The 26,282-nt window shown below is 72.2% G+C and carries 24 protein-coding genes and 3 pseudogenes; 12 read left to right on the forward strand and 15 right to left on the reverse strand.

Translation table 11 applies throughout. The annotated features are described in order from the left end of the window. Positions 1-267: 267 nt before the first annotated feature. Positions 268-1,221, reverse strand: coding sequence for an ArsA-related P-loop ATPase (locus tag ACFWBB_RS09155; protein ID WP_385268733.1), 954 nt, complete (start codon positions 1,219-1,221; stop codon positions 268-270). 92 nt (positions 1,222-1,313) lie between these two features. After that, the gene (locus ACFWBB_RS09160; RefSeq protein ID WP_385268871.1) at positions 1,314-1,535 is read right to left on the reverse strand and encodes a hypothetical protein; all 222 of its coding nucleotides are present in this window, start codon (positions 1,533-1,535) and stop codon (positions 1,314-1,316) included. Here ACFWBB_RS09160 and ACFWBB_RS09165 point away from each other — a divergent pair. Both ACFWBB_RS09165 and ACFWBB_RS09170 read left to right on the forward strand, forming a co-directional pair. Then, a pseudogene (locus ACFWBB_RS09165) lies at positions 1,485-1,928 on the forward strand (hypothetical protein); the annotation flags it as partial. The gene ACFWBB_RS09160 and the pseudogene ACFWBB_RS09165 overlap by 51 nt on opposite strands. A gap of 321 nt (positions 1,929-2,249) precedes the next feature. After that, positions 2,250-2,378: a hypothetical protein gene (locus tag ACFWBB_RS09170; RefSeq protein WP_385268735.1), complete on the forward strand. Its 129-nt coding sequence runs from the start codon at positions 2,250-2,252 to the stop codon at positions 2,376-2,378. A 115-nt stretch (positions 2,379-2,493) separates the two neighbouring features. On the opposite strand, the gene ACFWBB_RS09175 is transcribed toward ACFWBB_RS09170, so the two are convergent. Further along, complete coding sequence (locus ACFWBB_RS09175) at positions 2,494-3,249, reverse strand: CDP-alcohol phosphatidyltransferase family protein (RefSeq protein ID WP_385268737.1); 756 nt, start codon at positions 3,247-3,249, stop codon at positions 2,494-2,496. Positions 3,250-3,357: 108 nt separating this feature from the next. Between ACFWBB_RS09175 and ACFWBB_RS09180 the strand changes: the two genes are divergently transcribed. From ACFWBB_RS09180 to ACFWBB_RS09200, 5 genes are all read left to right on the forward strand, one after another. After that, on the forward strand, positions 3,358-4,347 hold the full coding sequence (locus tag ACFWBB_RS09180) for a zinc-binding alcohol dehydrogenase (protein WP_385268739.1): 990 nt from the start codon (positions 3,358-3,360) through the stop codon (positions 4,345-4,347). Positions 4,348-4,458: 111 nt separating this feature from the next. After that, a complete protein-coding gene (locus ACFWBB_RS09185) occupies positions 4,459-4,857 on the forward strand; it encodes a 6-pyruvoyl tetrahydropterin synthase family protein (protein WP_385268741.1) in 399 nt (132 codons plus the stop codon). Continuing rightward, entirely contained in the window at positions 4,854-6,059 is a 1,206-nt protein-coding gene (locus ACFWBB_RS09190; RefSeq protein WP_385268743.1) for a glycosyltransferase family 4 protein, read from the forward strand. The genes ACFWBB_RS09185 and ACFWBB_RS09190 overlap by 4 nt, the downstream gene beginning before the upstream one ends. Then, on the forward strand, positions 6,056-7,234 hold the full coding sequence (locus ACFWBB_RS09195; RefSeq protein ID WP_385268745.1) for a trans-aconitate methyltransferase: 1,179 nt from the start codon (positions 6,056-6,058) through the stop codon (positions 7,232-7,234). Before ACFWBB_RS09190 ends, ACFWBB_RS09195 begins: the two co-directional genes overlap by 4 nt. After that, positions 7,234-8,646: a YbhN family protein gene (locus ACFWBB_RS09200; protein ID WP_385268747.1), complete on the forward strand. Its 1,413-nt coding sequence runs from the start codon at positions 7,234-7,236 to the stop codon at positions 8,644-8,646. The genes ACFWBB_RS09195 and ACFWBB_RS09200 overlap by 1 nt, the downstream gene beginning before the upstream one ends. On the opposite strand, the pseudogene ACFWBB_RS09205 reads toward ACFWBB_RS09200, so the two are convergent. Further along, positions 8,619-9,278: pseudogene (locus ACFWBB_RS09205) on the reverse strand (creatininase family protein); the annotation flags it as partial. The gene ACFWBB_RS09200 and the pseudogene ACFWBB_RS09205 overlap by 28 nt on opposite strands. A gap of 38 nt (positions 9,279-9,316) precedes the next feature. Here ACFWBB_RS09205 and ribA point away from each other — a divergent pair. The 4 genes from ribA to ACFWBB_RS09225 all read left to right on the forward strand — a co-directional run bounded on the left by ribA (position 9,317) and on the right by ACFWBB_RS09225 (position 13,478). Continuing rightward, the gene (ribA, locus tag ACFWBB_RS09210; RefSeq protein WP_385268749.1) at positions 9,317-9,976 is read left to right on the forward strand and encodes a GTP cyclohydrolase II; all 660 of its coding nucleotides are present in this window, start codon (positions 9,317-9,319) and stop codon (positions 9,974-9,976) included. 112 nt (positions 9,977-10,088) lie between these two features. Then, entirely contained in the window at positions 10,089-11,234 is a 1,146-nt protein-coding gene (locus ACFWBB_RS09215; RefSeq protein ID WP_385268751.1) for an NAD(P)/FAD-dependent oxidoreductase, read from the forward strand. Next, entirely contained in the window at positions 11,231-12,292 is a 1,062-nt protein-coding gene (locus tag ACFWBB_RS09220) for a saccharopine dehydrogenase (protein WP_385268753.1), read from the forward strand. Before ACFWBB_RS09215 ends, ACFWBB_RS09220 begins: the two co-directional genes overlap by 4 nt. Then, a complete protein-coding gene (locus ACFWBB_RS09225) occupies positions 12,285-13,478 on the forward strand; it encodes a saccharopine dehydrogenase family protein (protein ID WP_385268755.1) in 1,194 nt (397 codons plus the stop codon). The genes ACFWBB_RS09220 and ACFWBB_RS09225 overlap by 8 nt, the downstream gene beginning before the upstream one ends. A gap of 7 nt (positions 13,479-13,485) precedes the next feature. On the opposite strand, the gene ACFWBB_RS09230 is transcribed toward ACFWBB_RS09225, so the two are convergent. Genes ACFWBB_RS09230 through ACFWBB_RS09240 form a run of 3 tightly spaced genes read right to left on the reverse strand, consistent with a single transcriptional unit; the run spans position 13,486 to position 16,789 of the window. Further along, a complete protein-coding gene (locus ACFWBB_RS09230) occupies positions 13,486-14,715 on the reverse strand; it encodes a serine hydrolase domain-containing protein (RefSeq protein WP_385268757.1) in 1,230 nt (409 codons plus the stop codon). Positions 14,716-14,774: 59 nt separating this feature from the next. After that, positions 14,775-16,139 (reverse strand): MFS transporter, encoded by a 1,365-nt coding sequence (locus tag ACFWBB_RS09235; protein ID WP_385268857.1) that lies wholly within the window; start codon positions 16,137-16,139, stop codon positions 14,775-14,777. A 59-nt stretch (positions 16,140-16,198) separates the two neighbouring features. Further along, on the reverse strand, positions 16,199-16,789 hold the full coding sequence (locus ACFWBB_RS09240; protein ID WP_385268759.1) for a TetR/AcrR family transcriptional regulator: 591 nt from the start codon (positions 16,787-16,789) through the stop codon (positions 16,199-16,201). Between the two features lie 96 nt (positions 16,790-16,885). Here ACFWBB_RS09240 and ACFWBB_RS09245 point away from each other — a divergent pair, with 96 nt between their 5' ends. Continuing rightward, positions 16,886-17,335 (forward strand): TIGR03618 family F420-dependent PPOX class oxidoreductase, encoded by a 450-nt coding sequence (locus ACFWBB_RS09245; protein ID WP_385268761.1) that lies wholly within the window; start codon positions 16,886-16,888, stop codon positions 17,333-17,335. Positions 17,336-17,653: 318 nt separating this feature from the next. Here the strand turns inward: ACFWBB_RS09245 and ACFWBB_RS09250 are convergent. The 8 genes and pseudogenes from ACFWBB_RS09250 to tal form a co-directional block, all read right to left on the reverse strand. Further along, positions 17,654-17,944 (reverse strand): annotated as a pseudogene (locus ACFWBB_RS09250) (MFS transporter); the annotation flags it as partial. Positions 17,945-18,011: 67 nt separating this feature from the next. Beyond that, a complete protein-coding gene (locus tag ACFWBB_RS09255) occupies positions 18,012-19,469 on the reverse strand; it encodes a membrane-associated oxidoreductase (protein ID WP_385268763.1) in 1,458 nt (485 codons plus the stop codon). A gap of 42 nt (positions 19,470-19,511) precedes the next feature. Then, positions 19,512-20,105 (reverse strand): histidine phosphatase family protein, encoded by a 594-nt coding sequence (locus ACFWBB_RS09260; protein ID WP_385268765.1) that lies wholly within the window; start codon positions 20,103-20,105, stop codon positions 19,512-19,514. A gap of 8 nt (positions 20,106-20,113) precedes the next feature. Continuing rightward, positions 20,114-20,995, reverse strand: a complete 882-nt coding sequence (gnd, locus tag ACFWBB_RS09265) for a phosphogluconate dehydrogenase (NAD(+)-dependent, decarboxylating) (protein WP_385268859.1) — start codon at positions 20,993-20,995, stop codon at positions 20,114-20,116. 18 nt (positions 20,996-21,013) lie between these two features. Then, a complete protein-coding gene (pgi, locus tag ACFWBB_RS09270; protein WP_385268767.1) occupies positions 21,014-22,654 on the reverse strand; it encodes a glucose-6-phosphate isomerase in 1,641 nt (546 codons plus the stop codon). Next, positions 22,647-23,582 carry a glucose-6-phosphate dehydrogenase assembly protein OpcA gene (gene opcA, locus ACFWBB_RS09275; protein WP_385268769.1) on the reverse strand — a complete coding sequence of 312 codons (936 nt, stop codon included), beginning with the start codon at positions 23,580-23,582 and terminating at the stop codon, positions 22,647-22,649. Before opcA ends, pgi begins: the two co-directional genes overlap by 8 nt. Beyond that, entirely contained in the window at positions 23,579-25,123 is a 1,545-nt protein-coding gene (zwf, locus tag ACFWBB_RS09280) for a glucose-6-phosphate dehydrogenase (protein WP_385268771.1), read from the reverse strand. The genes opcA and zwf overlap by 4 nt, the downstream gene beginning before the upstream one ends. Beyond that, positions 25,120-26,265, reverse strand: a complete 1,146-nt coding sequence (gene tal, locus ACFWBB_RS09285) for a transaldolase (RefSeq protein WP_385268773.1) — start codon at positions 26,263-26,265, stop codon at positions 25,120-25,122. Before tal ends, zwf begins: the two co-directional genes overlap by 4 nt. Positions 26,266-26,282 lie beyond the last annotated feature (17 nt).

Consider the following 26,282-nt stretch of genomic DNA (forward strand, 5'->3'; position numbering starts at 1 on the left):
TTTGTTTAACCCACCCCGCCCGGCCCCCCGGCCCACGCCCCCGGGCCGGGGGGGGGGGGGGGGGCCCGGGGGGCCCGGGTCCCGACCGCCGCCGGAACCGTCGCCGACGCGAGGTCGGTGACGGTTCCGGCGGCGGCCCAGGTGCGAATGCGTCGAACAGCAGTCCCGTCAGACGTCGAGAGACATGGGTGCCCTGTTCTTGTGGAGAGTGGGGGAGCGAGGGTGGAGGGTGGGAGGGGCAGGCCCGCCCAGGCGGCGCGGGGGCGTTCAGGTCAGTGATGTCGGGCCCGGGACGAACTCCGGGTCCACCTGCGTCGCCAGGTCCCGGCCCGTGGCCTTGTCGGCCCAGGAGCGGGCGTTGCGGAGGTGGAACTCCACGGCGTGGCGGTGCAGCACCGGCCAGTTCTTCTCGCGGGCGTCGACCGTCTCGCGCAGGACGTTGAGGGCGTGGCGGTTGGGTTCCTCCAACTCGCCCTGTGGGCGGCCCCGTTCGGCCGAGCGGACCCAGGGGGAGAGGGCGAGGTGGGTGAGGAGGTCGTCGCCCACCTCCTCCTTGAGGAAGAGCAGGTCGTCCTCGCCGGTGACCTTGTTGCCGACCACGGCGAGCGGGATGCCGAACTCACGGGCGTGATCGCGGTACTGGCGGTAGACGGAGACGCCCTTGCGGGTGGGTTCGGCCACCAGGAACGTCATGTCGAAGCGGGTGAACAGGCCGGAGGCGAAGGCGTCGGCTCCGGCAGTCATGTCCATCACCAGGTACTCGCCGGGGCCGTCCACCAGGTGGCTCAGATAGAGCTCCACCGCGCCCAGCTTGGAGTGGTAGCAGGCCACCCCCAGGTCGCTGTCGTCGAACTCGCCCGTCACCATCAACGGCACGCCACCCACCCGCTGGACGTGGCGCGTGTGCAGGTCGTCGTCGCCCAGCAGGCGCAGCAGCCGGGAGCCGCGCCCCGGTGGGGTCGTCTTGACCATGGCCTCGCGGGAGGCGATCCGCGGGTTGGTGCCGCGCAGCAGGTCCTTGATGTCGCCCAGATGCGCGGCCAGGGGCGGAGCTGTGAACCGCGGTGCGCCCGCTGCGGGGTCCAGGGCCTCGGAGAGGTGCTGGTTGATGTCACCGTCCACGGCCAGCACCGGTGCGCCGGATCGCGCCAACTGCCGGGCGAACAGGGCCGACAGGGTCGTCTTGCCGCTGCCGCCCTTCCCCGCGAATGCGACGCGCATCACCGCACCCCCTTGTTGAAAATGAAAGTCATGTGACTAGATTTAGGGGCGTGTCGTGATCTCTGTCAAATCCGGGAGCGAGGGCTGGGTGATCAATCTTCGGCGCGCGCAACAGCCTGCTCGACACCGTCGACCCCGTCTCCCTCCTCGCCAGTGACTTCACCTGCGCCGGCGGCTACAACCTCGCCCTGCTGTGCGACAAGGCGGTCGACCGGGCCGTCGCCGAGGCGCAGGCGGTGGCCGACACCGAAGGACGGCAGGACGCCGTCATGGCCGCCGAGGCCGCGGTCCTCGGCACCGACGCCGTCGTCCACGGCTTCCTCGGTCTCGGCGCGCAGCCGCCGTCCCCCGAGTGGGGCCTGCTCCTCGCCGAGAACCAGCCCTACGCCGAACGCGCACCCTGGGCCGTCCTCGCCCCCGCCACGGTCCTCGCCCTCCTCGGCGCCCTGGCGGTGACCGCGGCCGGTGGTCTACGACGGCCACGGGTACGGCCACGGCCACGGGCGCAGCGACGCCGCACGACAGACCCGCAAGTCGGTGAACAGTCGATCTGCAAAACGGAGTTGGCTGGGGCGGGAGGACGGCCTCGCGCCCGGCCCCACGCCCAGCCTCACACGCGGCCCCACGCCCAGCCTCACAAGCGGCCCCGCACCACGCCCCACATCAAGCCCCACACACCGGGGCGCTGTCCTCGGTCTCCGGGGTGATCGTGCTGCTCGGCGGGCGGCCACCTGCCGGGCTCCACCGGCCGCCTCCTGGCTCCTGCTGGCCGCGGTACCGGCCGCCGCCGTCGCGTTTCTGCCCCGGCGACGGTGAACGCGGGAGGCCGGTGGGCGCGGGAGCCCGAGAGTGTGGTCGAACGGGTGCGCGGGAGCGGTGGCCGACGTGCCGGTTGCACGGGGCGAGGATCCCGCACCCTGAGTGCGTCCCCCGGTCGTCCCGGGTCTACGCGCCGCGGTGTTCGCCGCGGTGTGTGTGTTGCCGGCCGCGGCCGGGCACGGACCCGGCACGGGTGACATGCCGCCGCCGTGGGGGACGGCACGGCGTTCCAGGCCGTCTTCGCCGCCGGACGGCCGCCCGGCGCCCGGGAACCCTCGCTGCCCGGGATCGCACCGGCCGTCCGCGCCGTCGTACGGACGCGCTCGGCACGGCCGTAGCGAGCACCTTCGTGCCGGTCGGATCGGCGGAGGTCGTCAGCGGGTCGGACCCTGCGGCGGGCCTATGAGGGAAACCCGTGGGGGTGGGAGAGAGGAGCCACATCGGCTCCAGGAGCTACACCAGCTCCAGCACCTTCGGCGCCGGAGCGTGCGCCTCGATGCGCGAGGTCCGCCACAGCCACAGGACGTCCCGGCCGAAGGACCACACCAGCGAGCCCAGCGCCAGCAGTACGACGGCGAAGTTGGCCGCGTACGGCAGCAGGTCCGCGCCCGCCAGCAGCAGCAGGACGCCCTGGAGCGCGGCGACCGTCTTGCGGGCGGTGCTCGGCGGCAGGGGCGCGTTGAGCCAGGGGGCGACGCGGGCCGCCGCGACGAACACGTAGCGCATCCCGCCGATGAGCAGGGCCCACGGGCCCAGCGCCATCGAGACGTACACGCTGAGCACCAGGATCAGGAACGCGTCGACCTCCATGTCGAACCGCGCGCCCAGCGCCGTCGAGGTGTTGGTGCGCCGGGCGACCTTGCCGTCGACGCCGTCGAGGATCAGGGCCACCGCCGTCAGACCCACCAGGAGCGTCACCGGAGGCGTGCTCTCGAAGGAGTCGGCGACCAGCGCGGTCACCCCGCCGACCAGGGTCGCCCGGCCGAGCGTGACCCGGTTGGCCGGGCCGAACGAGCGCAGAGCGGAGCGGTGCAGCGCCCGGGAGAGTACCGCCCAGGTGGCGATGGCGAAGACGAGACCGGTCACCCAGCCCGCCGGCCCCAGGCCGATCGCCGAGCCGAGCAGAGCCAGCAACAGGATCTGAACGCCCGCTCCCACAGCGGTCTCCTGCTGGACCAGCCTTGCGTCGTAAGTGTTGTTCAGGGCCACCGCACATTCCTCCGGCCAGATGACAAAGATGATCAGTGCCGCGTACTGTGCGCGGACTGTGCACACCTCGGTACGTGGGCCGGTTGCCGATCGTTCAGGAGAATGCCGATGTCAGTCACCGCTCGTGCGTTCTGGGTCAGCGCTCCGGGTGCGGGGGAGATCCGCGACGTCGTCGTCCCCGACCCGGCCGAGGGCGAGGTGCTGGTGCGCTCGCTGTGGTCCGGCGTCAGCCGTGGCACGGAGACCCTCGTCTTCCGCGGCGGGGTGCCCGAGAGCCAGCACGCGGCGATGCGGGCACCGTTCCAGGAGGGCGACTTCCCGGCGCCCGTGAAGTACGGCTATCTCAATGTCGGGGTGGTGGAGCGGGGCCCGGCGGCGCTGGTCGGGCGTACGGTCTTCTGCCTCTATCCACACCAGACGCGGTACGTCGTCCCGGCGACGGCGGTGACGGTCGTACCGGACTCGGTGCCCGCGCCGAGGGCCGTGCTGGCCGGGACCCTCGAGACGGCCGTCAACGCGCTGTGGGACGCGGCTCCGCTGGTCGGCGACCGGATCGCGGTGGTCGGCGGCGGCATGGTCGGCTGCTCGGTGGCCGCGCTGCTGGCCCGCTTCCCCGGCGTCCGCGTGCAGCTGGTGGACGCAGACCCGGCGCGGGCGAAGGTCGCCGAGGCACTCGGCGTCGACTTCGCCCTTCCGGCGGACGCCCGCGACGGCCTCGACCTCGTGGTGCACGCAAGCGCCACCGAACAGGGCCTGACGCGTTCGCTGGAGCTGCTGGCCGCCGAGGGCACCGTCCTGGAACTGAGCTGGTACGGCGACCGGAAGGTCTCCCTTCCGCTCGGCGAGGACTTCCACTCCCGGCGGCTGGTCGTCCGCAGCAGCCAGGTCGGCACCGTCTCCCCGGCCCGCCGCTCCAGCCGGACGTACGCCGACCGGCTCGCGCTCGCCCTGGAGCTGCTGGCCGACCCGGCGCTCGACGCCCTCGTCACCGGAGACAGCGCTTTCGAGGAGCTGCCGCAGGTGATGCCGAAGCTCGCGACTGGCGAGATTCCGGCCCTGTGTCACCGTGTCAGGTATGAACAAGAGCGCCTGACCTGAGAAAAGAGTGAGATCGGGCTGAACAGGGGGAAGCGAAGAGCCGTACTACACGGCATCCCCCGGCGGCCAACGGCCGGGGGACCAGAGGCGCCGCACCTGGAGGGTCGTCCGTTGTTCAGTGTCACCGTCCGCGATCACATCATGATCGCCCACAGCTTCCGCGGCGAGGTCTTCGGACCCGCGCAGCGCCTGCACGGAGCCACGTTCCTGGTGGACGCCACGTTCCGCCGCGAGCAGCTGGACGACGACAACATCGTCGTCGACATCGGTCTCGCCACGCAGGAACTCGGTGCAGTGGTCAGCGAGCTGAACTACCGCAACCTCGACAACGAGCCCGATTTCGCCGGGGTCAACACCTCGACCGAGTTCCTGGCCAAGGTCATCGCGGACCGGCTCGCGGAGCGTATCCACAAGGGCGCGCTCGGTGAGGGCGCCCGTGGGATCGCCGCCATCGCGGTCAGCCTGCACGAGTCGCACATCGCCTGGGCGAGTTACGAGCGTGCCCTGTGACCGACGCGACCCTCGAGAAGGCCGCCGTGCAGACCGGCAAGAAGGCCCCGCTCGCGTACGTGCCCGCGCAGGCCGCGCTTCCCAAGATCGGCGGGATCATTCCCATGTCCCTGCGCTCCGTGCAGTTCGTGATGCCGGGCGGCGTCGACGACGCGGCGAACCCGAGCGGCGGCAACGCCTACGACCGGCGCCTCTGCCTGGATCTGCCCGGCTTCGGCTGGCAGGTGCACAAGCACCAGGTGCCCGGTTCCTGGCCCCGCCCGGAGGCGGCCGCCCGCGCGGAACTGGCGCGGACGCTGCGGGAGTTTCCCGACGGCACGATGGTCCTCCTCGACGGGCTGGTGGCCTGCGGGGTACCGGAGATCATCGCCCCCGAGGCGGAGCGGCTGCGGCTCGTCGTCCTCGTCCACCTGCCGCTCGGTGACGAGCGGGGCCTCGCGCCCGAGGTGGCGGCCGAGCTCGACGCCAAGGAGCGGGCCGTGCTGCGGGCCGTCCCCGCCGTCGTCGCCACCAGCGACTGGGCGGTCCGCCGCCTCGTCTCCCACCACGGCCTCGCCCCCGAGCGGGTGCATGTCGCCGCCCCCGGCGCCGACATCGCCCCCCTCGCCTCCGGCACCGACGGTGTCTCACGCCTGCTGTGCGTGGCCGCCGTGACCCCGCGCAAGGGCCAGCACCGGCTGGTGGAGGCGCTGGCCGCGGCGAGGGATCTGCCGTGGAGCTGCGTGTGCGTGGGCGGTCTCGGGCAGGACCCGGAGTACGTCGCCCATCTGCGCGGCCTCATCGCGAAGTACGGCCTTCAGGACCGGCTGGAGCTGGCGGGCCCGAAGGCGGGCGCCGAGCTCGACGCCGCCTATGCCTCCGCCGACCTGATGGTCCTCACCTCCTACGCGGAGACGTACGGCATGGCCGTCACCGAGGCGCTCGCCCGTGGCATCCCCGTCCTCGCGACGGACGTCGGCGGGCTGCCCGAGGCGGTCGGCCGCGCCCCCGACGGCGGTGTCCCCGGCATCCTCGTCCCCCCGGAGGACCCGGCCGCTCTCGCGGTCGAACTGCGCGGCTGGTTCGGCGAGGCCGATGTACGACGTCGGCTCAAGGCGGCCGCGCGGGGCCGCCGGGCGGCCCTGAACGGCTGGGCGACGACCGCCCAGAGCCTGGCCGGCGTCCTCGGCCGGCTTTCCAGCGAACCCCGGAGGGCGGCATGAGGAAGACGACGGCGACCCCGGCCGACGTGGCACGACGCGTGGGCGGCATACCGGCACAGCCGGGCCGGAAGGAGACTGGTTCCATGGCGGAGTCCCTGGTTCCCGGCGACGGCTCCGCGGCGCGGGCGGCGTCCGCGACAGCGGGTTCCGGCTCGGTGACACGTGGCGTCGGCGCGGGTGCGGAGGCTGTGGCGCAGGCGGCGACTGCCGGTGCCGGTGCCGGTTCCGGTGCGCACGACCCGGTCGCCGGGGCCGATGGCGGTGCGGCGGACGTCATCGCCGGCGCCGGGCCGGTGGCACGGTCCGGCGAGCGGCCCACCGTGCGGCTGCGCGACGTCGGGCCGGAGGACCAGCCCCGTTACGCCCCCGAGTGGCTGGAGCTGCGCGAGCCCGCCGACGCCGCCGCCCGGTCGATGGACCTGCTGGACCCGCTGCGGATCCGGCTCGCCAACCTGCCCGGACGCGGCGGTCTCGCCATCCACGACCTGGGCTGCGGCACCGGCTCGATGGGCCGCTGGCTGGCCCCCCGGCTGGACGGCGCCCAGCACTGGATCCTGCACGACCGTGACCCCTACCTCCTGCACTTCGCGGCCGTCGCCTCCCCCAGGGCGGGCGCCGACGGCAGCAGGGTCACCGTCGAGACACGGCGCGGCGACGTCGCCCGTCTGACCCCGGACGCCCTGCTCGGCGCCTCGCTGGTCACCGCCTCCGCGCTGCTCGACGTCCTCACCCGCGAGGAGATCGAGACGCTCGCCGCGGCCTGTGCCGGCGCGGGCTGCCCGGCGCTGCTCACGCTCTCGGTCGCCGGACGTGTCGAGTTCAGCACCACGGACCCGCTGGACGACGAGATCGCCGCCGCCTTCAACGACCACCAGCGGCGTGACGGCCTCCTCGGCCCCGACGCGGTGACCGTCGCCTGCGAGGCGTTCGCCGCCCACGGCGCGACCGTCAAGGTGCATCCGAGCCCGTGGCGGCTCGGCCCCGAGAACGTGGGCCTGACCGCCCAGTGGCTGCGCGGCTGGGTCGGCGCGGCCGTGGAGGAGCGCCCCGCACTGGCCGAGCGCGCCGAGACCTACCTGGCCGCCCGGCTGGCGGCCTGCGCGGCGGGCGACCTGCACGTCACCGTCCACCACAGCGACCTGCTGGCGCTTGCCCGGCCGACGGGCGGGGTCTGATGAGCGCCGAGACGGTGGGCCCGAGGGTGACGGCCGCGCCGCCCGTGGTGTGGGCCGAGGGAGCCGGGGCGCTCGCCCGACGGCCCCCTCGCAGCCCGTCGGTGGCCCGCACCGGCGCCGCCGTGTCCGGGGCCCGCATCGGTGTCATCGTGACCGAGCCGCGCGCGGCGAAGACCTCCCGGCTGCGGGCCCTGCTCACCAACCGCGCCGTCCGCACGCACGTCGGAACGGTCGCCGGAGTCGTCATCCTCGGCGTCCTCCTGTGGCGCCTCGGCACCGGCGTCTTCCTGGACGGACTGCGCCGGATCGACGGCCCGACGCTGCTGGTGGGGCTCGGGATCGGCGCCGTCACCACGGTGTTCAGCGCCTGGCGGTGGGCGCTGGTGGCCCGCGGACTGCGCATCCGGCTGCCGCTCGGCCCGGCCGTCGCCGACTACTACCGGGCCCTGTTCCTCAACGCGGCCCTGCCCGGCGGCATCCTCGGCGACGTGCACCGCGCGGTACGGCACGGGCAGAGCGCCGGCGACGTCGGACGCGGTGTGCGGGCCGTGGTCCTGGAGCGCACCGCGGGACAGCTCGTGCTGGCCGTGGCAGGCGTAACGGTCCTGCTGACCCTGCCCTCCCCGGTCATGCAGGACGCACGGCAGATCGCCCCGCTGGTCCTGCTGGCCGGCGTGGGCGCGCTCGCCGTCTTCCTCGCCGTCCGGATGAACTCCTCGGCACCGCGTCGTGGCAAGCGGCTGCGGGCGGGACTGGCCGAGGCGCGCGAAGGACTGCTGTCGCGGCGCAACGGGCCCGGCGTCGCCGTGTCGTCGGCCGTCGTGCTGGCCGGGCACCTGGGGATGTTCCTGGTGGCCGCGCGGGTCGCCGGTTCCGGCGCCTCCGTCCTCGCGCTGCTGCCGATCGCCGTCCTCGCCCTGCTCGCCATGGGCCTGCCGCTGAACGTCGGCGGCTGGGGCCCCCGCGAGGGCGTCACCGCCTGGGCGTTCGGCGCCGCCGGGCTCGGCGCGAGCACCGGTCTCGCGGTCGCCGTCGTGTACGGCGTGCTCAGCTTCGTGGCGGCGCTGCCGGGGGCGGTCGTGCTGGTCGTCCGCTGGTCCGCGGGGCTGCGGACCGGGGCCGCCGACGGAGCCGGCCCCGGGCTCGACGAGCGGCGTTACGAAGACTCCACGTCGCCCGCCGCGGAGTCACCGGCTTCGGAGTCACCCGTTACGGCGTCATCCGTTACGGCGTCACGTGTTCCGGCCTCGCGTGTTCCGGCCTCGCGTGTTTCGGTTCCCGAAGCCGGCGGAGCCCCCGAAGTCAGCAATGAGAAATACGCGCCGAAGGAATCCGTCAGGCTCGCCAGGAGTTCCTTCCCCTTTTCCGCCGACCCCAGGGAAGGACGGCCGATGACGCCCGAATCGGTATAGGCGGACATTCCCAGTGTGAGCAGATGACGGCGGTCGTCCGCGACGAAATCGGCCGACTCATAACCGGGCCGGACGAGTTCGGGGTGGGCGTGCAGCAGGATCGAGGTCTCGATCTCCCCGGCGTGCATGTCGGTGAGCAGCGAGGTCGACACCCCGGACCGCGTCAGCGCCGCCTCCCAGTCCTCCGCGGCCGGGAAGAGCGCCATCCGTTCACCTGCGGCGGAGGACTCCTGGACGACGTTGCCCAGGACGTAGTTCCCGCCGTGTCCGTTGACCAGCACCAGGGCCTCGACGCCCGAGCGGCGCAGCGACGCCGCGATGTCCCGTACCACCGCGTGAAGGGTCACGGAGGAGATGCTGACGGTTCCCGGCCAGGCCGCGTGCTCGTGCGAGCAGGCGATGGTCACCGGCGGGAGGAGGTGCACCGGGTACGCCCCGGCGATCTCCCGGGCGATGGCACAGGCGACCAGTGTGTCCGTGGCCAACGGCAGGTACGGACCGTGCTGTTCGAAGCTTCCGACGGGCAGGACCGCCACCTGTGCCGAGACACCGGCGCCCCGGGTGCGTACGTCTTCGGTAGTGTCCGTCGGCACCAGTCCGTACGCCGCCGACCGTATTTCCGAACCACTCATTTCTTCCCGGCCCTTCGTCTCTGCTTAGGAACCAGATCATGACAGAAAAAATTGGCGTACTCGGCACGAAGACCCCCCAGCGCACCGGTGTGGAACGCGTGGTGAATGCCCCCCTGCCCACCGTGTACGGGAAATTCCAGGCGATCGGTTACATGGACCACGACCGCGGTGACGAGCAAGTCGCCCTGGTCTACGGGGACATCGGCGCCGAGAACGTGCTGACCCGGCTGCACTCGGAGTGCCTGACCGGCGACGCGTTCGGCTCCCAGCACTGCGAGTGCGGCGACCAGCTGGCGTCCGCGCTGCGGGCGGTCGTCACCGAGGGCAGCGGCATAGTCGTCTATCTGCGCGGCCACGAGGGCCGGGGCATCGGGCTGCTGGGCAAGCTGCGGGCGATGGCGTTGCAGGCGGAGGGCCTGGACACCGTCGAGGCGAACGTGGCGCTCGGCTTCCCGGTCGACGCCCGCGACTACAAGGTGGCCGCCGACATCCTGCGCGACCTGGGCGTGGACTCCGTCCGCCTGATGTCGAACAACCCGCGCAAGCGCGAGGCGCTCGTGGACAACGGCATCAGGGTCGCCGAAGAGGTGCCGCTGCTGATCGAGCCGTGCGAGAACAACATCACCTACCTGCGCACCAAGCGGGAGCGCCTGGACCACCGGCTGCCCCACCTGGACGCGGTGGCGCACTGGTCCTGAAGCCGCTTCGGACCGCCGTCGCGACGGGTAGGGATCGTGGCGGCCATGGCGTACGACAGCTCCGGTCCCGGCATACCAGCCGGGGCCGCCGCCGCGAGAAGGAGCCGCCCGGGTGAACACACATGCCTCGGTCGTCGTCATCGGCGGCGGGGTGATGGGCACGAGCATCGCCTACCACCTCGCCGCCGTCGGCGTACCCGACGTCCTGCTGGTCGAGCGCGACGAACTCGCCGCGGGCTCGACCTCGAAAGCCGCCGGCGGGGTGCGCGCCCAGTTCTCCGACGAGCTGAACATCCAGCTCGGGGCGCGCAGCCTGGAGGCGTTCGGACGGTTCGGGGAGGAGATCGGACACGACATCGGGCTGCACCGCGTCGGTTACCTCTTCCTCCTGTCCACGCCCGAGGAGGTCGCCTCCTTCCAGGCGGGCGTGCGGCTCCAGAACGCGCTCGGTGTGCCCAGCCGGATGATCGACCCGGCCGAGGCCCGGCGCCTCTCCCCGCTGATCCGCACCGACGGGTTACTCGCGGCCGCGTTCTCGCCCGACGACGGCCACTGCACCCCGGAGGCCGTCGTCCACGGGTACGCGGCCGCCGCCCGCCGCTGCGGGGCGCGCATCCTGCGGCACACCGCGGTCACGGGCATCGAACGCCGGGGCGACACCATCACCGCCGTGCGGACCACCCTCGGCCGGGTCACCACCGACACGGTGATCTGCGCGGCCGGCGCCTGGTCCAGGGGCGTCGGCGCGATGGCCGGCGTGGAGCTGCCGGTGCAGCCGCTGCGCCGCCAGATCGCGGTCACCGAACCGGTCCCCGGTCTGCCGCCGGGCCTCCCCATGACCATCGACTTCACCAGCAGCCTCTACTTCCACACCGAGGGACCCGGTCTGCTGGTCGGCATGTCCGACCCCGACGAACGGCCGGGCTTCGCCACCGACACCCACGAGCGGTGGATCCCCCGCCTCACCGCCGCCATGGAGCGCCGCGCCCCCGCCCTCCTCGACCTGCGCCGCACGGGCGGCTGGGCGGGACTGTACGAGGTCACCCCGGACCACAACGCGCTGATCGGCGAGGCGCCTTCGGTATCCCGTTTTCTGTATGCGACCGGCTTCTCCGGCCATGGTTTCCTCCAGGGGCCGGCCGTCGGCGAGGTCGTCCGCGACCTCTACCTCGGCCGCGTACCCTTCGTGGACGTCACCCCCCTGAGCGCCGACCGCTTCGCGGCCGACGCCCCGCGTCCGGAGGTCAACCGCGTATGACCGAACTGCACCTGTGGTTGCGACACGAGGCCCGCAGCACCGAACGGCGCACCCCGGTCGTCCCCGACGACGCCCGCCGCCTCGTCGAGGCCGGCGCGGAACTGACCGTCGAGGACTCCCCGCAGCGCGTCTTCCCGACGCGCGAGTACGAGGCGGTCGGCGCCCGGATCGTCCCCCCTGGCGCCTGGCTGTCCGCGCCCCGGGACGCTGTCATCCTCGGCCTGAAGGAACTCCCGGACGAACCGGCCCGGTTGACGAACCGGCACATTCTCTTCGGTCACGCCTACAAACAACAGCCGGGCGCCCCTGCGCTGTTGCGCCGGTTCGCCGCCGGGGGAGGAGTGCTCCTCGACCTGGAGTACCTGGTCGACGACGCCGGCCGCCGCCTCGCCGCCTTCGGCTTCTGGGCGGGCTACCTCGGCGCGGCCCTGGCCGTGCTCCAGCACCGGGGCAGGCTGACCGCCCCCCTGCTGCCCACCGGCCGGGACGAGCTGGACGAGACGCTGCGTCCGGCCCCCGGTGACGCGGAGTTCACCGCCCTGGTCGTCGGCGCCCTGGGCCGCAGCGGCCGGGGCGCCCGGGCCGCGTTCGCCACGGCCGGCGTGGACCCCGCCCGCTGGGACCTGGCCGAGACCCTCGACCTGGACCGCGCCGCCCTGCTGGCGCACGACGTGCTGGTCAACTGCGTGCTCGCCACCACCCCGGTGCCGCCGTTCGTCCGCGAGGAGGACCTCGACGACCCGGCCCGCCGGCTGCGCACCCTCTCCGACGTCACCTGCGACGTCGGCTCGCCGCTCAACGTCCTTCCGGTGTACGACCGCACCACCGAGTGGACGGACCCGGTGCGCCGGCTGCGCAAGGAACCCCCGCTCGACCTGATCGCCATCGACAACCTGCCGTCCCTGCTGCCGCGCGAGTCCAGCGTCGACTTCTCGGCGGACCTCACTCCCCAGCTGCTGGACTTCGGCGTCGGCGGACCGTGGGGCCGCTGCCTGGACCGCTTCCACCTCGCCTCCCGTGAACTCGGGCTCACGAAAGGGGAGTCCGGCCGTGGCTGACCTGGTTCCACCGAACGGCACCGTCCACTGGGTGGGCGCCGGTCTCTCCACGGGCAGCGGCCTGGCCGCGCTGTGCGAACACACCGACGGCGTACGGCTGTGGCACCGCACGGCGGAGCGGGCGGCCGGGGCCCTCGACCGGCTGGGCCTGACCGGACGTGCCGAGCCGTGCGCGTACACCCTCGACGCGCTCACGGACGCACTGGCCCCCGGGGACGTCGTGGTGTCGATGCTGCCCGCGCCCGAGCACGCGGCACTGCTGGCGGCCTGCGTGGCTCGGCGGGCCCACTTCGCGTGTTCCAGCTATGTCTCCGACGCGGTACTGGAGCAGGTGCCCGCGGCCACCGGCGCAGGGATCGTCGTGCTCACCGAGGCCGGCCTCGACCCGGGTGTCGACCACCTCTTCGCGCACAGCCTCGTCGCCCGCGCCCTGAAGGCGATCGGCGACGACACGGCGGCCTCGTACCGCCTCACCTCGTACTGCGGAGGCGTCCCGGCGGTTCCCGACGACTTCAGGTACCGCTTCAGCTGGGCACCCCTCGGCGTCCTCAACGCCCTTCGCTCGCCCGCCCGTTACGTCGAGGACGGCACCGAGATCGTGGCCGACCGGCCCTGGGAGGCCACGCGCGAGCACCTCCTCGACGGCGAGACCTTCGAGGTCTATCCCAACCGCGACAGCGTCCCGTTCATCGGGCAGTACGGGCTGCCGCCCGCCTGGAATCCGCTGACCTTCGTGCGCGGCACCCTGCGTCTGGAGGGCTGGCTGCGGGCCTGGGACACGGTCTTCGAACAGCTCACGGCGGCCGACGACGCCGGGATCGCCGAGCTGGCACGGGAGTTGGCGGCCGCCCACCCCACCACGGACACCGACCGCGACCGCGTGGTCCTCGCCGTGTCGCTGGAGGTGTACGTGCCCAACGGTGACAGCGGCATCACGGATGAGAACGTCGTCGCCAACGGCGCCTCGTGGTGCGGGAGTTACCTCCTGGACCTGGTGGGCGACGAGAAGGAGAGTGCGATGGCGCGCTGTGTCTCCCGGCCGCTCGCCCTGGGCGTCCGGCACATCCTGGACGGCTCCCTGTCGCCCGGGCTGAGCCGGGCGGCCGGGACGGCGGCGCGCTCCGAGGAGTGGCTGCGTGAACTCGCGGACGAGGGACTCGAGTTCAGATTGCGGACCAAGGGTTGACGGATCGTCAGTCGGTGATCGCCTCGTGGACGAGCCGCTTGAGCTCGGGGTAGAGCTTCAGCGACTTCCTCGGCCTCAACTGGGTCAGGAACTGGACGGTCAGATCGTGGCTCGGGTCGACCCAGAACGTCGTCGTGGCGACACCGCTCCAGCCGTAGGTGCCCAGGCCGCAGGGCGCCTGGGTGCGGCTCGGGTCGGTGACCACGGAGACCCCGAGACCGAAGCCCACGCCGTCGTTGCCGGGTTCGTCGTGGGCGGGGCGGCTGCCGAAGGAGCGCAGGTCGGCGCCGCCGGGGAGGTGGTTGCGGGTCATCAGGCCGACGGTCTCGGGCGCGAGCAGACGGACACCGTCGAGCTCGCCCCGGCGGCGCAGCAACTCGCTGAAGCGGTGCATGTCGTATGCGGTCGCCACCATGCCGCCGCTGCCCGACAGGAACCGGGGACGGCCGAACAGCGGCAGGCCCGGGATCCGCTCGATGCCCCCGCTGTCGGCGTCGCCGTACAGCTCCGCCAGCCGCCCGGCCTGTTCGTCCGTGACCTGGAAGCCGGCGTCCGGCATGCCGAGCGGACGGAAGATCCGCTCGGCGAGGAACTCGTCCAGTGGCCGGCCGGAGACGACCTCGATGATCCGGCCCAGGACGTTCGTGGCCACCGAGTAGTTCCACTGCGTGCCCGGCTCGAACTGGAGCGGCAGCCGCGCGTACGCCTCCACCGTCCCGGCCAGGTCGGAGCCCGGCAGCACCGCCGACTCCAGACCTGCCTCGCGGTACAGGGCGTCGACGGGGTGGCAGTGGTAGAAGGCGAAGGTCAGCCCCGCGGTGTGCGTCATCAGGTGTCTCACCAGCAGGGGCTGCCCGACCGGGCGGGTGGTCAGGCCGGCACCCGAGCCGCCCGTGTACACCCGCTGGTCGGCGAAGGCCGGCAGGTGGTCGGCGACGGGGTCGTCGAGGCCCAGCCGGCCCTCCTCCACCAGTATCAGCGCGGCGACCGAGGTGACCGGTTTGGTCATCGAGTACATCCGGTAGAGGGTGTCGGCCTCGACGGGCAGTCCGGCGGCGATGTCGCGGCGCCCGTGCGCGGTGAGGTGGGCGACCCGGCCGCCGCGCGAGACGGCCAGGAGGAACCCGGGAAGGCGCCCCTCGTCGACGAAGTGGGCGACGTGCTGGTCGAGACGGTCCAGCGCCTTCGCGTCCAGCCCGACCTCGCTCGGGTCGACCTCTTGCCGCAGCAGTGCCATCGTTATCCTCCGGTGCGATCGTTCAAGGTGCGGTCCGGGTTTACCCCGCCCGGACGACCTCAGACCTCATGGTCGCGTAGGGGACGCGTGTGCGGACCCCTTTCGACGCCGTGATCGGTGTGCGTTGCGTCGCTTCCGGCAGCCGCGCTGCCGGTGGGGAGGGCGGGCGGGGCGGGACGCGACCGGCCCGGCAGCGCCCGGCAGACCGGCAGCGCCGCAGCCACCGCGAACGCCAGCAGGACGAGCGGCGAGCGTGCCGCGCCGAGGCCCATGAGCACCGTCGCCGAGGCCACGCCCAGCAGCGGCCCGACATTCATGGCCGTCTGCTGCAACCCGCCCGCCACCCCGGCCGACTCCGCGGGAGCCTGCCGTACGACGACATGGGTCGCCGCGACCATCACGGTGCCGAAACCGGCGCCCACCAGCGCGAACCCGGCGCACAGCGCGACCGGCCCCGAGGCCCCGGAGAGCGCGAGGAGCCCGGCGGCGAGGACGGTCATCGCTCCCGCGACCGTGACGCGGGCGCCGGACCGGCGCAGCAGGACGGCGGAGGCGGGCGCGGCGGCCACCAGCAGCACGGCCAGCGGGAGACTGAGCAGCGCGCTGCGCAGCGGGGTCAGCCCCAGGTCGTCCTGGAGGACGTAGACGCAGGCCAGCAGTCCACCGTGGAGGGCGGCCGACGCGGTGACGAGTACGCCGAGGGCCGCGCCCACCGCCGGCGAGCCGACGATGCCGGGCGGCACCAGCGGGGATCGGGTGCGGCGTTCGTGCCGTACGAACGCGGCACCGGCGAGGAGGGCGACCGGCGCCGACCACGCCACGCCGGGCAGGGTGACGAGCGAGTGCACCAGGCAGGCCAGGGCCACGGCGAGCAGGAGGGCGCCGGGCAGGTCGAGCGGGACGCCGGTGGGCGGACGCGGACGCTCCCGGGTTCTGAGGGCGAGGACGCCGAACAGCAGCGCGGGCACGATGTTGAGGAGGAACACGGCCCGCCAGCCGAACTGCGTGGTCAGCGCCCCGCCCAGCACCGGCCCGGCCGCCGCGGCCACCCCGATGCACGCGGTACGCACGGCGATCGGCGTCCGCAGCCGCTCGGGCGGGTACGCGGCCCGCAGCATCCCCAGTGTGGCCGGCTGCAACAGCGCGCCGAACACCCCTTGCGCGATCCTCAGCGCGATCACCCAGCCGATGTCCGGTGCAAGCGCGATGCCCGCCGACGCGACGCCGAAGCCAAGCATGCCCAGGGCGAAGGTGCGCCGGTGTCCGTAGCGGTCTCCGAGCCGCCCGGCGAACACCAACAGGCCCGCCACCGCGACGAGATACCCGGTGCTGGTCCACTGGACCTGGGTGAAGGTGGCGTGCAGGTCACGTCGCAGGGTGGGCTGGGTGACGGTGAGCACGGTGCCGTCCAGGGCGACCACCATGGCACCGGCCACGCTGCTCGCCAGCGTCAGAGGCAGGGGCAGGGAGCGGGAGGAAGGTCTCACCGGCCGGTCTCCGGACCGAGATGCGCGTCCAGGGCCGTGCGCAGGAGCGGCGTGAAGTCATCGGATTCCGTGGCGAGTCGGAGGCTTCCCCAGCGCCAGAGCTGGGCGATGCCGTGCAGGTTCGCCCACAGCGCGCCCGCGACCGTCCGGGCGTCACATCCGGGCCGGGCCCGGCCGACCAGGTCCACCAGGACACCGAACAGAGGGAGGCTGGTATCCCGCAGTCCCAGATGACCGCTCTCCAGCAGATCGTGACGGAACATCAGGTCGTACATTCCCGGGTCGTCCGCCGCGAACTCCAGGTAGGAGCGCGCCAGTTCGCCCAGCTGAGTGCGAGGGTCGGCAGTGTGGTCGCCGAGGGTCGTCGTCACCCGGGCACCCAGCCGGACGAAACCGCGGTGGGCGATGGCCGACAGGAGCTCCAGGTGCGTGGGGAAGTAGCGGCGGGGCGCGCCGTGCGAGACGCCGGCCCGGCGGGCGATCTCCCGCAGTGTGAGCGCTCCGGCGCCCTCCCGTGCGAGCAGGTCCACGCCGACGTCGACGAGACGGGTGCGCAGATCGGGGTCCGGCTTCTCTGAATCACTCATAGACACTGTCTACCAGCAGCCGGTAGACAGTGTCTACTCACACGAGGCTGACCGGGTGGGGGAATGCGCCCGGGGACGCCGCCGGTTGTGTCCGGTATGACTCAGGACAGGACGCGGAACGCGCTGCTCGCACTGCTCTCCGAGGGACGCGGCGGGGTGCTGGTCACCCTCAAGCGCGACGGGCGCCCCCAGCTGTCGAACGTGGCCCACCACTACTACCCGGACGAGGGCGTCATCCGGATCTCCGTCACGGACGACCGCGCCAAGACGCGCAACCTGCGCCGCGACCCCCGGGCGTCGTATCACGTCACCGCCTCCGACCACCGCGCGTACACGGTCGCCGAGGCCACCGCCGACCTCGCGCCGGTCGCTGAGGACCCCTACGACAGCACCGTCGAGGAACTCGTGCGGCTCTACCGCGACGTCCAGGGTGAGCATCCCGACTGGGACGACTTCCGCGCGGCGATGGTCCGCGACCGCCGACTGGTGCTGCGCCTGCGGGTGGAGCGGGCGTACGGCATCCCCCGGGGAACCAACGACGGCTAGCCCGTCACTGCGGGTGCTGCGGGTGCTGCGGGTGCTGCGGTTGCCGTGGTTGTGGCCGCCGCGCGACCTCGGCGATCCGGACCGGTGGACCGACAGCCCGGACCGGTGGACCGACCGACCGCCCGGACCGGTGGACCGACCGACCGCCCGGACCGGTGGACCGACCGCCCGGACCGGCGGACCGGACGGGCCGGACAGGCCCGAACCCCCGAGCCCCCGAGCCCCGAACTCCCGAACCCTCGGAGCGACGAAGGCGTCCGGGGGCTCGGGGGTCACGTGATTCCGGGTGGCTTCACCCTGTAGTACGGGGGGGGCGGCTCAGACAGTGACCGTTTCCGGCTGGGCCGCCTTTTGCGCGCCACGCTCGCCCAGCGACTCCGTGGGGATCTTCGCCGTCTCGCGGGCCGTCAGGGCGGCGATCACGGGCGGGACGCAGAGCGCCGCGGTGAAGAGTGCCACCGACGACCAGCCGTCGCCGTCCGGGCCCGCGATCTGCGCGGCGAAGGTGACCGCGAAGCCGGCCACCGCGAAGCCGATCTGGGTTCCGATCGCCATGCCGGACAGCCGGACCCGGGTGGAGAACATCTCGCCGTGGAAAGAGGGCCACACGGCTACCAGGGCTACGGGGCCGCCAACGCGCCGGTGCGCCTGGCCGCCCGGCGCGCCCTGCGCTGACCTACTGCCGACTGACCGTACGGGTCACGCCGGCGGCGACCGTCGTGGCCAGGATCCAGCCGGTCACGATGAGGACGTACGACAGCGTCTGGTACCAGCCGGTCGGCGCGAACGCGCTCTCCTGCCCGAAGGAGATCACGGGCAGCAGCAGGTCGAGGGTGTAGAAGACCGGGTCGAAGGGGGGCGCCTCGCCCGTCTTGAGCGGGGGCGGATGGTGCCCCGCGTACGCGATCGAGCCGATGGCCAGCAGGGACAGCAGCCAGACGGCCGCGCGCAGCGGACGGAACCCGTAGCCGACGGCCGCGTCCTGGAGGTGGCCCCACACACGGCCGTGCCAGGCCAGGGTGGAGCGGTGCCGACGCTGCTTGGCCAGCTGCACGACCCGGGCCGCCCGGTCGTCGCCGATGCGGCGGTAGGCGGCCGTCAGCTGCTCGTAGGCGTGCGGGTCGAACGCGCCGTCGTCGCGCTCCAGCATCGGCAGCCGTCGCTCGGCGGGCTCGTGCGGGGTGAGGAAGGTGTAGGTGAGGTCGAGCAGCCGCACCTGGTCGGGCAGCATCTCCGGCTCCAGCTGGAGCTGGCCCACCGCGGCCCGCCGCAGATTGAGCCTGCCCTCGATCGGGGTGCCCTCACGCAACCAGATCTCCCCTATGACGCAGCTGCTGGCACGCAGCGCGGTGCCGCCCGGGTTCGACAGGGTGGTGCCCAGCAGATCCACCCGGCCGGGGATGCGGGAGCCCCGCAGATCGATCCGGCCCCGGGCGCGCATCCGCCGGCCCAGCAGGTTGGCGCCCACGTCGAGGGCCTCCGCCTCCAGGACGAAGCCGCCGGGGTTGCTCAGTTCGGCGTCCTCCAGGTCGATCGAGCCGGCCACGGTGGCGCCGTCGAGCCGGATCACCCCGTGGGCGCGCAGGCCTCGCGCGCACAGGTCGTCGTCGATGGTGACCTGGTTGAGCGCGAGCACGGCCGACGCGGGATCCGCGCCGCCGAGTTCCGCCCCCTCCAGGAACAGCGCTCCGGAGATCTGCGCCCCGCCGAGCTGCACCGGGCCGCCGATCCGGCACCGCGTGAGTCGCAGACTGCCGTCGATCCGGCTGCGCGCCGCCGCCAGACCGGGCAGCACGCAGTCACGCAGGTTCAGATAGTTGAGGTGGGCGCCGGCCAGCCGGGGAACGGTGTCGAAGTGGCAGTGGTTGAGTCGGACGACGCTGTCGACCGCCGCGTACCGCAGGTCCAACTCCCCGGTGATCCTTGCCCCCATGAGCTTGAGGGCCGCGACCTCCCCGGGGTGCCTGGGGCCGTTGAGGAGCAACGCTCGCAACACGACCGCCCGTAGGGTCCGTTCGGGACCCCAGTCGGGCGACGCGGCCTCGTCGGAGGGTTCACGGAAGTCGACGGTCGTCCCCGTGGCGAAGGCCCGCCAGAGTCGTTGTTCGGCCGGTGTCAGATCGTTGATCTCCATCAGCCGCGACTCTGGCGGGCCTCGTCGAGCGGTGTCAACCGGCTATGCCCGTATGTTCCATTCAGCTATCACGGGTCGCCCGTGCTCGGTCGACAGACGGCTGACGGTGCCCGTCGCCAGCTGGAACAACCGCCCCTCGGCGGGCGGCAGTCCGAGCCGACGCGCCGTCAGGACACGCAGGAAGTGACCGTGTGCGACCAGAATGACGTCACCGCCGTGGTCCTGGAGCGCCGCGTCCACCCGGGACAGCACCCGGTCGGCACGCCGGCCGACCTCCTCGGGCGACTCGCCGGGACGACCGTCCGCACCGGGCGGCACACCGTCGGTCCACAGGTCCCAGGTGGGACGGGTGCGGTGGATATCGACGGTGGTGACGCCCTCGTAGCCGCCGTAGTCCCACTCGTGCAGGTCGGGTTCGGGCGCGGCCCCGGTGACGCCCGCCAGTTCGGCGGTGCGGACCGCGCGGTGCAGCGGGCTGGTCAGGGCGAGGCAGAAGGGCCGGCCGGAGAGGAGCGGAGCGAGGGACTTGGCCTGTTCCTCACCGTGTCCGGTGAGGGGCAGGTCGGTCCAGCTGGTGTGCTGTCCCGACGCGCTCCACTCCGTCTCCCCGTGGCGGACCAGCAGCAGATCCCCCACGGCCGGGCCTACTTCTTCGCCGACTCGACGGCGTGGCCGCCGAACTGGTTGCGCAGCGCCGAGATCATCTTCATCTGCGGCGAGTCGTCCTGACGGGACGCGAACCGCGCGAAGAGGGACGCCGTGATGGCGGGCAGCGGCACCGCGTTGTCGATGGCGGCCTCGACCGTCCAGCGGCCCTCGCCGGAGTCCTCCGCGTAGCCGCGCAGCTTGTCGAGGTGCACGTCCTCGTCGAGGGCGTTGACGGCCAGGTCGAGCAGCCAGGACCGGATGACGGTCCCCTCCTGCCAGGACCGGAAGACCTCGCGCACGTTCTCCACGGAGTCCACCTTCTCGAGGAGCTCCCAGCCCTCGGCGTACGCCTGCATCATGGCGTACTCGATGCCGTTGTGGACCATCTTCGAGAAGTGCCCGGCGCCGACCTTGCCCGCGTGGACGTAGCCGTACGGGCCCTCCGGCTTGAGCGCGTCGAAGATCGGCTGCACCTTGGCGACGTGCTCGGCCTCGCCGCCGACCATCAGGGCGTAGCCGTTCTGGAGGCCCCAGACACCGCCGGACACACCGGCGTCGACGAAGCCGATGCCCTTGGCGCCGAGCTCCTCGGCGTGCTTCTCGTCGTCCGTCCAGCGGGAGTTGCCGCCGTCGACGACCGTGTCGCCGGACTGGAGCAGGTCGCCGAGTTCGTCGACGACGGACTGGGTGGCTGCGCCGGCCGGGACCATCACCCAGACGGTGCGCGGCGCTTCGAGCTTCTCGACGAGTTCGGCGAGGCTGCTGACGTCGGAGACCTCGGGGTTGCGGTCGTAGCCGATGACGGTGTGGCCGGCGCGGCGGATGCGCTCGCGCATGTTGCCGCCCATCTTGCCGAGGCCGATCAGGCCCAGCTGCATCGATGTCATGTCGGTTCTCTACTTCCTGAGTTCGCGGTAGGCGGCGACGAGAGCGGCGGTGGAGGGGTCGAGGCCGGGGACCTCGGCACCCTCGGTGAGGGCGGGTTCGACACGCTTGGCGAGCACCTTGCCGAGCTCCACGCCCCACTGGTCGAAGGAGTCGATGTCCCAGACCGCGCCCTGCACGAACACCTTGTGCTCGTAGAGGGCGATGAGCTGGCCCAGCACCGAGGGGGTCAGCTCGGGGGCGAGGACCGTGGTGGTGGGGCGGTTGCCCTGGAAGGTGCGGGGCGCCACCTGCTCCTCGGGCACGCCCTCCGACCGGACCTCCTCGGCGGTCTTGCCGAAGGCGAGGGCCTGCCCCTGCGCGAACAGGTTGGCCATCAACAGGTCGTGCTGCGCCTTGAGTTCACCGCTCAGCCCGTCGAGCGGACGGGCGAAGCCGATCAGGTCGGCCGGGATCAGCTTCGTGCCCTGGTGGATCAACTGGTAGTAGGCATGCTGCCCGTTGGTGCCCGGAGTGCCCCACACCACCGGTCCGGTCTGCCACTGCACGGGCCGGCCGGCGCGGTCCACCGACTTGCCGTTGGACTCCATGTCGAGCTGCTGGAGGTAGGCGGTGAACTTCGAGAGGTAGTGGCTGTAGGGCAGTACGGCGTGCGACTGCGCGTCGAAGAAGTTGCCGTACCAGATGCCCAACAGGCCAAGCAGAAGCGGGGCGTTGGACTCGGCGGGCGCGGTGCGGAAGTGGTCGTCGACGGTCCTGAACCCGTCGAGCAGCTCCCGGAACCGCTCCGGGCCGATGGCGATCATCAGCGAAAGGCCGATCGCCGAGTCGAAGGAGTAGCGGCCACCGACCCAGTCCCAGAACTCGAACATGTTGGCCGTGTCGATGCCGAAGTCGGCCACCTTCTCGGCGTTCGTGGACAGCGCGACGAAGTGCTTGGCGACCGCCTTCGAGTCGCCGTCCAGCCCCTTCAGGAGCCAGGTGCGGGCCGAGGTGGCGTTGGTGATCGTCTCGATCGTGGTGAAGGTCTTCGAGGCGACGATGAACAGCGTCTCGGCGGGATCCAGGTCGTGGACCGCTTCATGGAGATCGGCGCCGTCGACGTTGGAGACGAACCGCAAGGTCAGCGAGCGGTCCGTGTAGGCCCGAAGCGCCTCGTACGCCATCGCCGGCCCCAGGTCGGACCCGCCGATGCCGATGTTGACGACATTGCGGATACGGCGGCCCGTGTGGCCGGTCCACTCACCGGAGCGCACCCGCTCGGCGAAGCCGCTCATCCTGCCGAGGACCGCGTGGACCTCGGGGACGACGTTCTCGCCGTCGACCTGCACGACCGCGTCCGCGGGGGCCCGCAGCGCGGTGTGCAGGACCGCGCGGTCCTCGGTGACGTTGATCCTCTCGCCGCGGAACATGGCGTCGCGCAGCCCGAACACGTCGGTGGCGGCGGCGAGTTCGCGCAGCAGGGCGAGGGTCTCGTCGGTGACCAGGTTCTTGGAGTAGTCGATGCGCAGGTCGCCCACGCGCACCACGTACCGCTCCGCGCGCCCCGGGTCCGCCGCGAACAGCTCCCGCAGGTGTGCCGTCCACCGGGCGCGGTGGTCCTTCAGGGCGGTCCACTCGGGCCGCTGGTCGAGCCGGGGGGTGTCAGACATGGGAGGGGATCTCCTTGGTGCCCTCGCCCCGCAGGGCGACGGCGTACATCTCGTCCGCGTCGAGGCGCCTGAGCTCCTCGGCGATGAGTTCGGAGGTGGCACGGACCTTCAGCGCGAGAGTGCGCGAGGGCTGGCCGGGCAGCGTGAGCGTGGCGAGCGGGCCCTCGGGGCGGTCGATGAGGATCTCGCCGTTCGCGGTGCCGAGGCGGACGGCCGTGACGACCGGTCCCGCCGTGACGACCCGGTCGACCGTGACGTTCAGCCGCGCCTCCAGCCAGCGCGCGAGCAGCTCGGCGCTGGGGTTGTCGGCCTCGCTCTCGACGGCCGCCGTGGTGATCGGCACCTGGGCCTGGTCCAGGGCCGCCGCGAGCATCGAGCGCCACGGGGTGAGCCGGGTCCAGGCGAGGTCGGTGTCGCCGGGCGCGTACGACTTCACCCGCGATGCCAGGGCCGTCAGCGGCCGCTCGACGGCGTACATGTCGGTGATCCTGCGCTGCGCGAGGGCGCCCAGCGGGTCCTTGGCGGGGTTCTCCGGCGCGTTCACCGGCCACCACACGACGACCGGGGCGTCCGGCAGCAGCAGCGGCAGGACGACGGAGTCGGCGTGGTCGGACACCTCGCCGTACGTCCGCAGGACGACCGTCTCGCCGGTGCCCGCGTCGGCACCCACCCGCACCTCGGCGTCGAGGCGGGAGTTGGTGCGGTCGCGCGGGCTGCGGGCGTGCCGCTTGATGACGACCAGGGTGCGCGAGGGGTGCTCGTGCGAGGCCTCCTCGGCCGCCTTGAGCGAGTCGTAGGCGTTCTCCTCGTCCGTGACGATGACCATCGTCAGGACCATGCCCACGGCCGGTGTGCCGATGGCGCGGCGACCCCGCACCAACGCTTTGTTGATCTTGCTTGCCGTGGTGTCGGTCAGGTCGATCTTCATGGCCTGCGCCAGCTCCGTCCGTCTCGTGCGAGCATTTCGTCGGCTTCCTCGGGTCCCCAGGTGCCCGAGGCGTACTGCGCGGGCCTGCCGTGCCGTGCCCAGTACTCCTCGATCAGGTCGAGGATCTTCCAGGACTCTTCCACTTCCTGGTGGCGCGGGAACAGGTTGGCGTCCCCGAGCAGCACATCCAGGATGAGCCGCTCGTACGCCTCGGGCGAGGACTCCGTGAAGGACTCGCCGTAGGCGAAGTCCATCGTGACGTCCCGGATCTCCATGGAGGTGCCGGGGACCTTGGAGCCGAAGCGGACCGTGATGCCCTCGTCCGGCTGGACGCGGATGACGATCGCGTTCGCGCCGAGCTCCTCGGTTGCCGTGGAGTCGAAGGGGGAGTGCGGAGCGCGCTGGAAGACCACCGCGATCTCGGTGACCCGCCGGCCGAGGCGCTTGCCGGTGCGCAGGTAGAACGGGACGCCCGCCCAGCGGCGGTTGTCGACGTTCAGCTTCACGGCGGCGTACGTGTCCGTCGTGGAGGCAGGGTCGATGCCGTCCTCGTCCAGGTAGCCGAGCACCTTCTCGCCGCCCTGCCAGGCGCTCGTGTACTGGCCCCGCACGGTGTGCTTCCCCAGCTCCTCGGGCACCTTCACGGCCCTGAGCACCTTGAGCTTCTCGGTGAGCAGGGCGTCGGCGTCGAAGGCGGCGGGCTCCTCCATGGCGGTGAGGGCCATGAGCTGGAGCAGGTGGTTCTGGATGACGTCACGGGCGGCGCCGATGCCGTCGTAGTATCCGGCCCGGCCGCCGATGCCGATGTCCTCGGCCATGGTGATCTGCACGTGGTCCACGAAGGACCGGTTCCAGATCGGCTCGAACATGGTGTTGGCGAAGCGGAGCGCCAGGATGTTCTGGACGGTCTCCTTGCCGAGGTAGTGGTCGATGCGGAAGACCTGGTCGGGCTCGAACACGTCGTGCAGGACCGCGTTCAGTTCCCGCGCGCTGTCCAGGTCGTGCCCGAACGGCTTCTCGATGACCCCTCGCCGCCAGGACCCCTCCGGTCCCCTCGCCAGCCCGTGCTTCTTGAGCTGCTCGACCACCTTGGGGAAGAACTTCGGCGGTACGGAGAGGTAGAAGGCGAAGTTGCCGCCCGTGCCGCGGGAGGAGTCCAGCTCCTCGACGGCGTTCTTGAGCTGCTTGAACGCCGCGTCGTCGTCGAAGTCGCCCGGCACGAACCGCATGCCCTCGGCGAGCTGCTGCCAGACCTCCTCGCGGAACGGGGTCCGGGAGTGCTCGCGCACGGCGTCGTGGACGACCTGCGCGAAGTCCTGGTCCTCCCAGTCGCGGCGGGCGAAGCCGACGAGTGAGAAGCCCGGCGGGAGCAGACCGCGGTTGGCGAGGTCGTAGACCGCCGGCATCAGCTTCTTGCGGGACAGGTCGCCGGTCACGCCGAAGATGACGAGGCCGGAGGGGCCCGCGATGCGGGGCAGGCGCCGGTCGCGGGGGTCCCGCAGGGGGTTCTCCCAGGCCGCGCCGAGACTGCTGGTGCTCATTCCGCGTCAACTCCCTTGCTCATCAGCGACTTCGTGACCGCGTCCAGAAGGTCCTGCCACGCCACCGCGAACTTGGCGACGCCCTCCTCCTCCAAACGGGTGACCACCTCGTCGTAGGAGATGCCGAGCGACTCCACGGCGGCGAGGTCGGCACGGGCCCGGGCGTAGCCGCCGGTGACCGTGTCGCCGGTGATGTCACCGTGGTCGGCGGTGGCGTTCAGCGTGGCCTCGGGCATGGTGTTGACCGTGCCCGGAGCCACCAGTTCGTCCACGTACAGCGTGTCCTTGTATGCAGGATCCTTCACACCGGTGGATGCCCACAGCGGACGCTGCCGGTTCGCCCGGGCCCCGCCGAGCGCGGTCCAGCGGTCGCCCGAGAAGATCTCCTCGTACGCCTGGTAGGCCAGCCGCGCGTTGGCGAGCGCCGCCCGGCCCTTCAGGGCGCGGGCCGTGTCGGTGCCGAGGAGGGTCAGCCGCTTGTCGATCTCGGCGTCGACGCGGGAGACGAAGAAGGAGGCCACCGAGTCGATGGCGGAGAGGTCCAGGCCCTTGGCGGCGGCCTTCTCCAGACCGGCCAGATAGGCGTCGACCACCTCGCGGTAGCGCTCCAGCGAGAAGATCAGCGTGACGTTGACGCTGATGCCGAGGCCGATGACCTCGGTGATCGCCGGGAGGCCGGCCTTCGTCGCCGGGATCTTGATCATGACATTGGGACGGTCGACCAGCCAGGCGAGCTGCTTGGCCTCGGCGATCGTGGCGGCGGTGTCGTGGGCCAGCCGGGGATCGACCTCGATGGAGACCCGGCCGTCGCGACCGCCGGTCGCCGCGTATACCGAATCCAGGATGTCGGCCGCGGCCCGTACGTCGGCCGTCGTCAGCATCCGCACGGCCTCGTCGACCGTGACGCCCCGCACCGCCAGATCGGCGAGCTGCTCCTCGTAGCCCTCGCCGGAGCCGATCGCGGCCTGGAAGATGGACGGATTGGTGGTGACGCCGACGACGTTCTTCGTCCGGACGAGTTCGGCGAGGTTGCCGGAGGCGATCCGCTCGCGCGACAGGTCGTCCAGCCAGATGGAGACGCCCTCCTCGGACAGGCGGTCCAGCGCTCCCGCGGTAGCGGTTGCTTCGGTCACTTCGATCATCTTCTTTCTGGCGGTCG

Origin of the sequence: Streptomyces sp. NPDC060000 (assembly GCF_042737375.1) — a bacterium.
Lineage (GTDB): Bacteria > Actinomycetota > Actinomycetes > Streptomycetales > Streptomycetaceae > Streptomyces.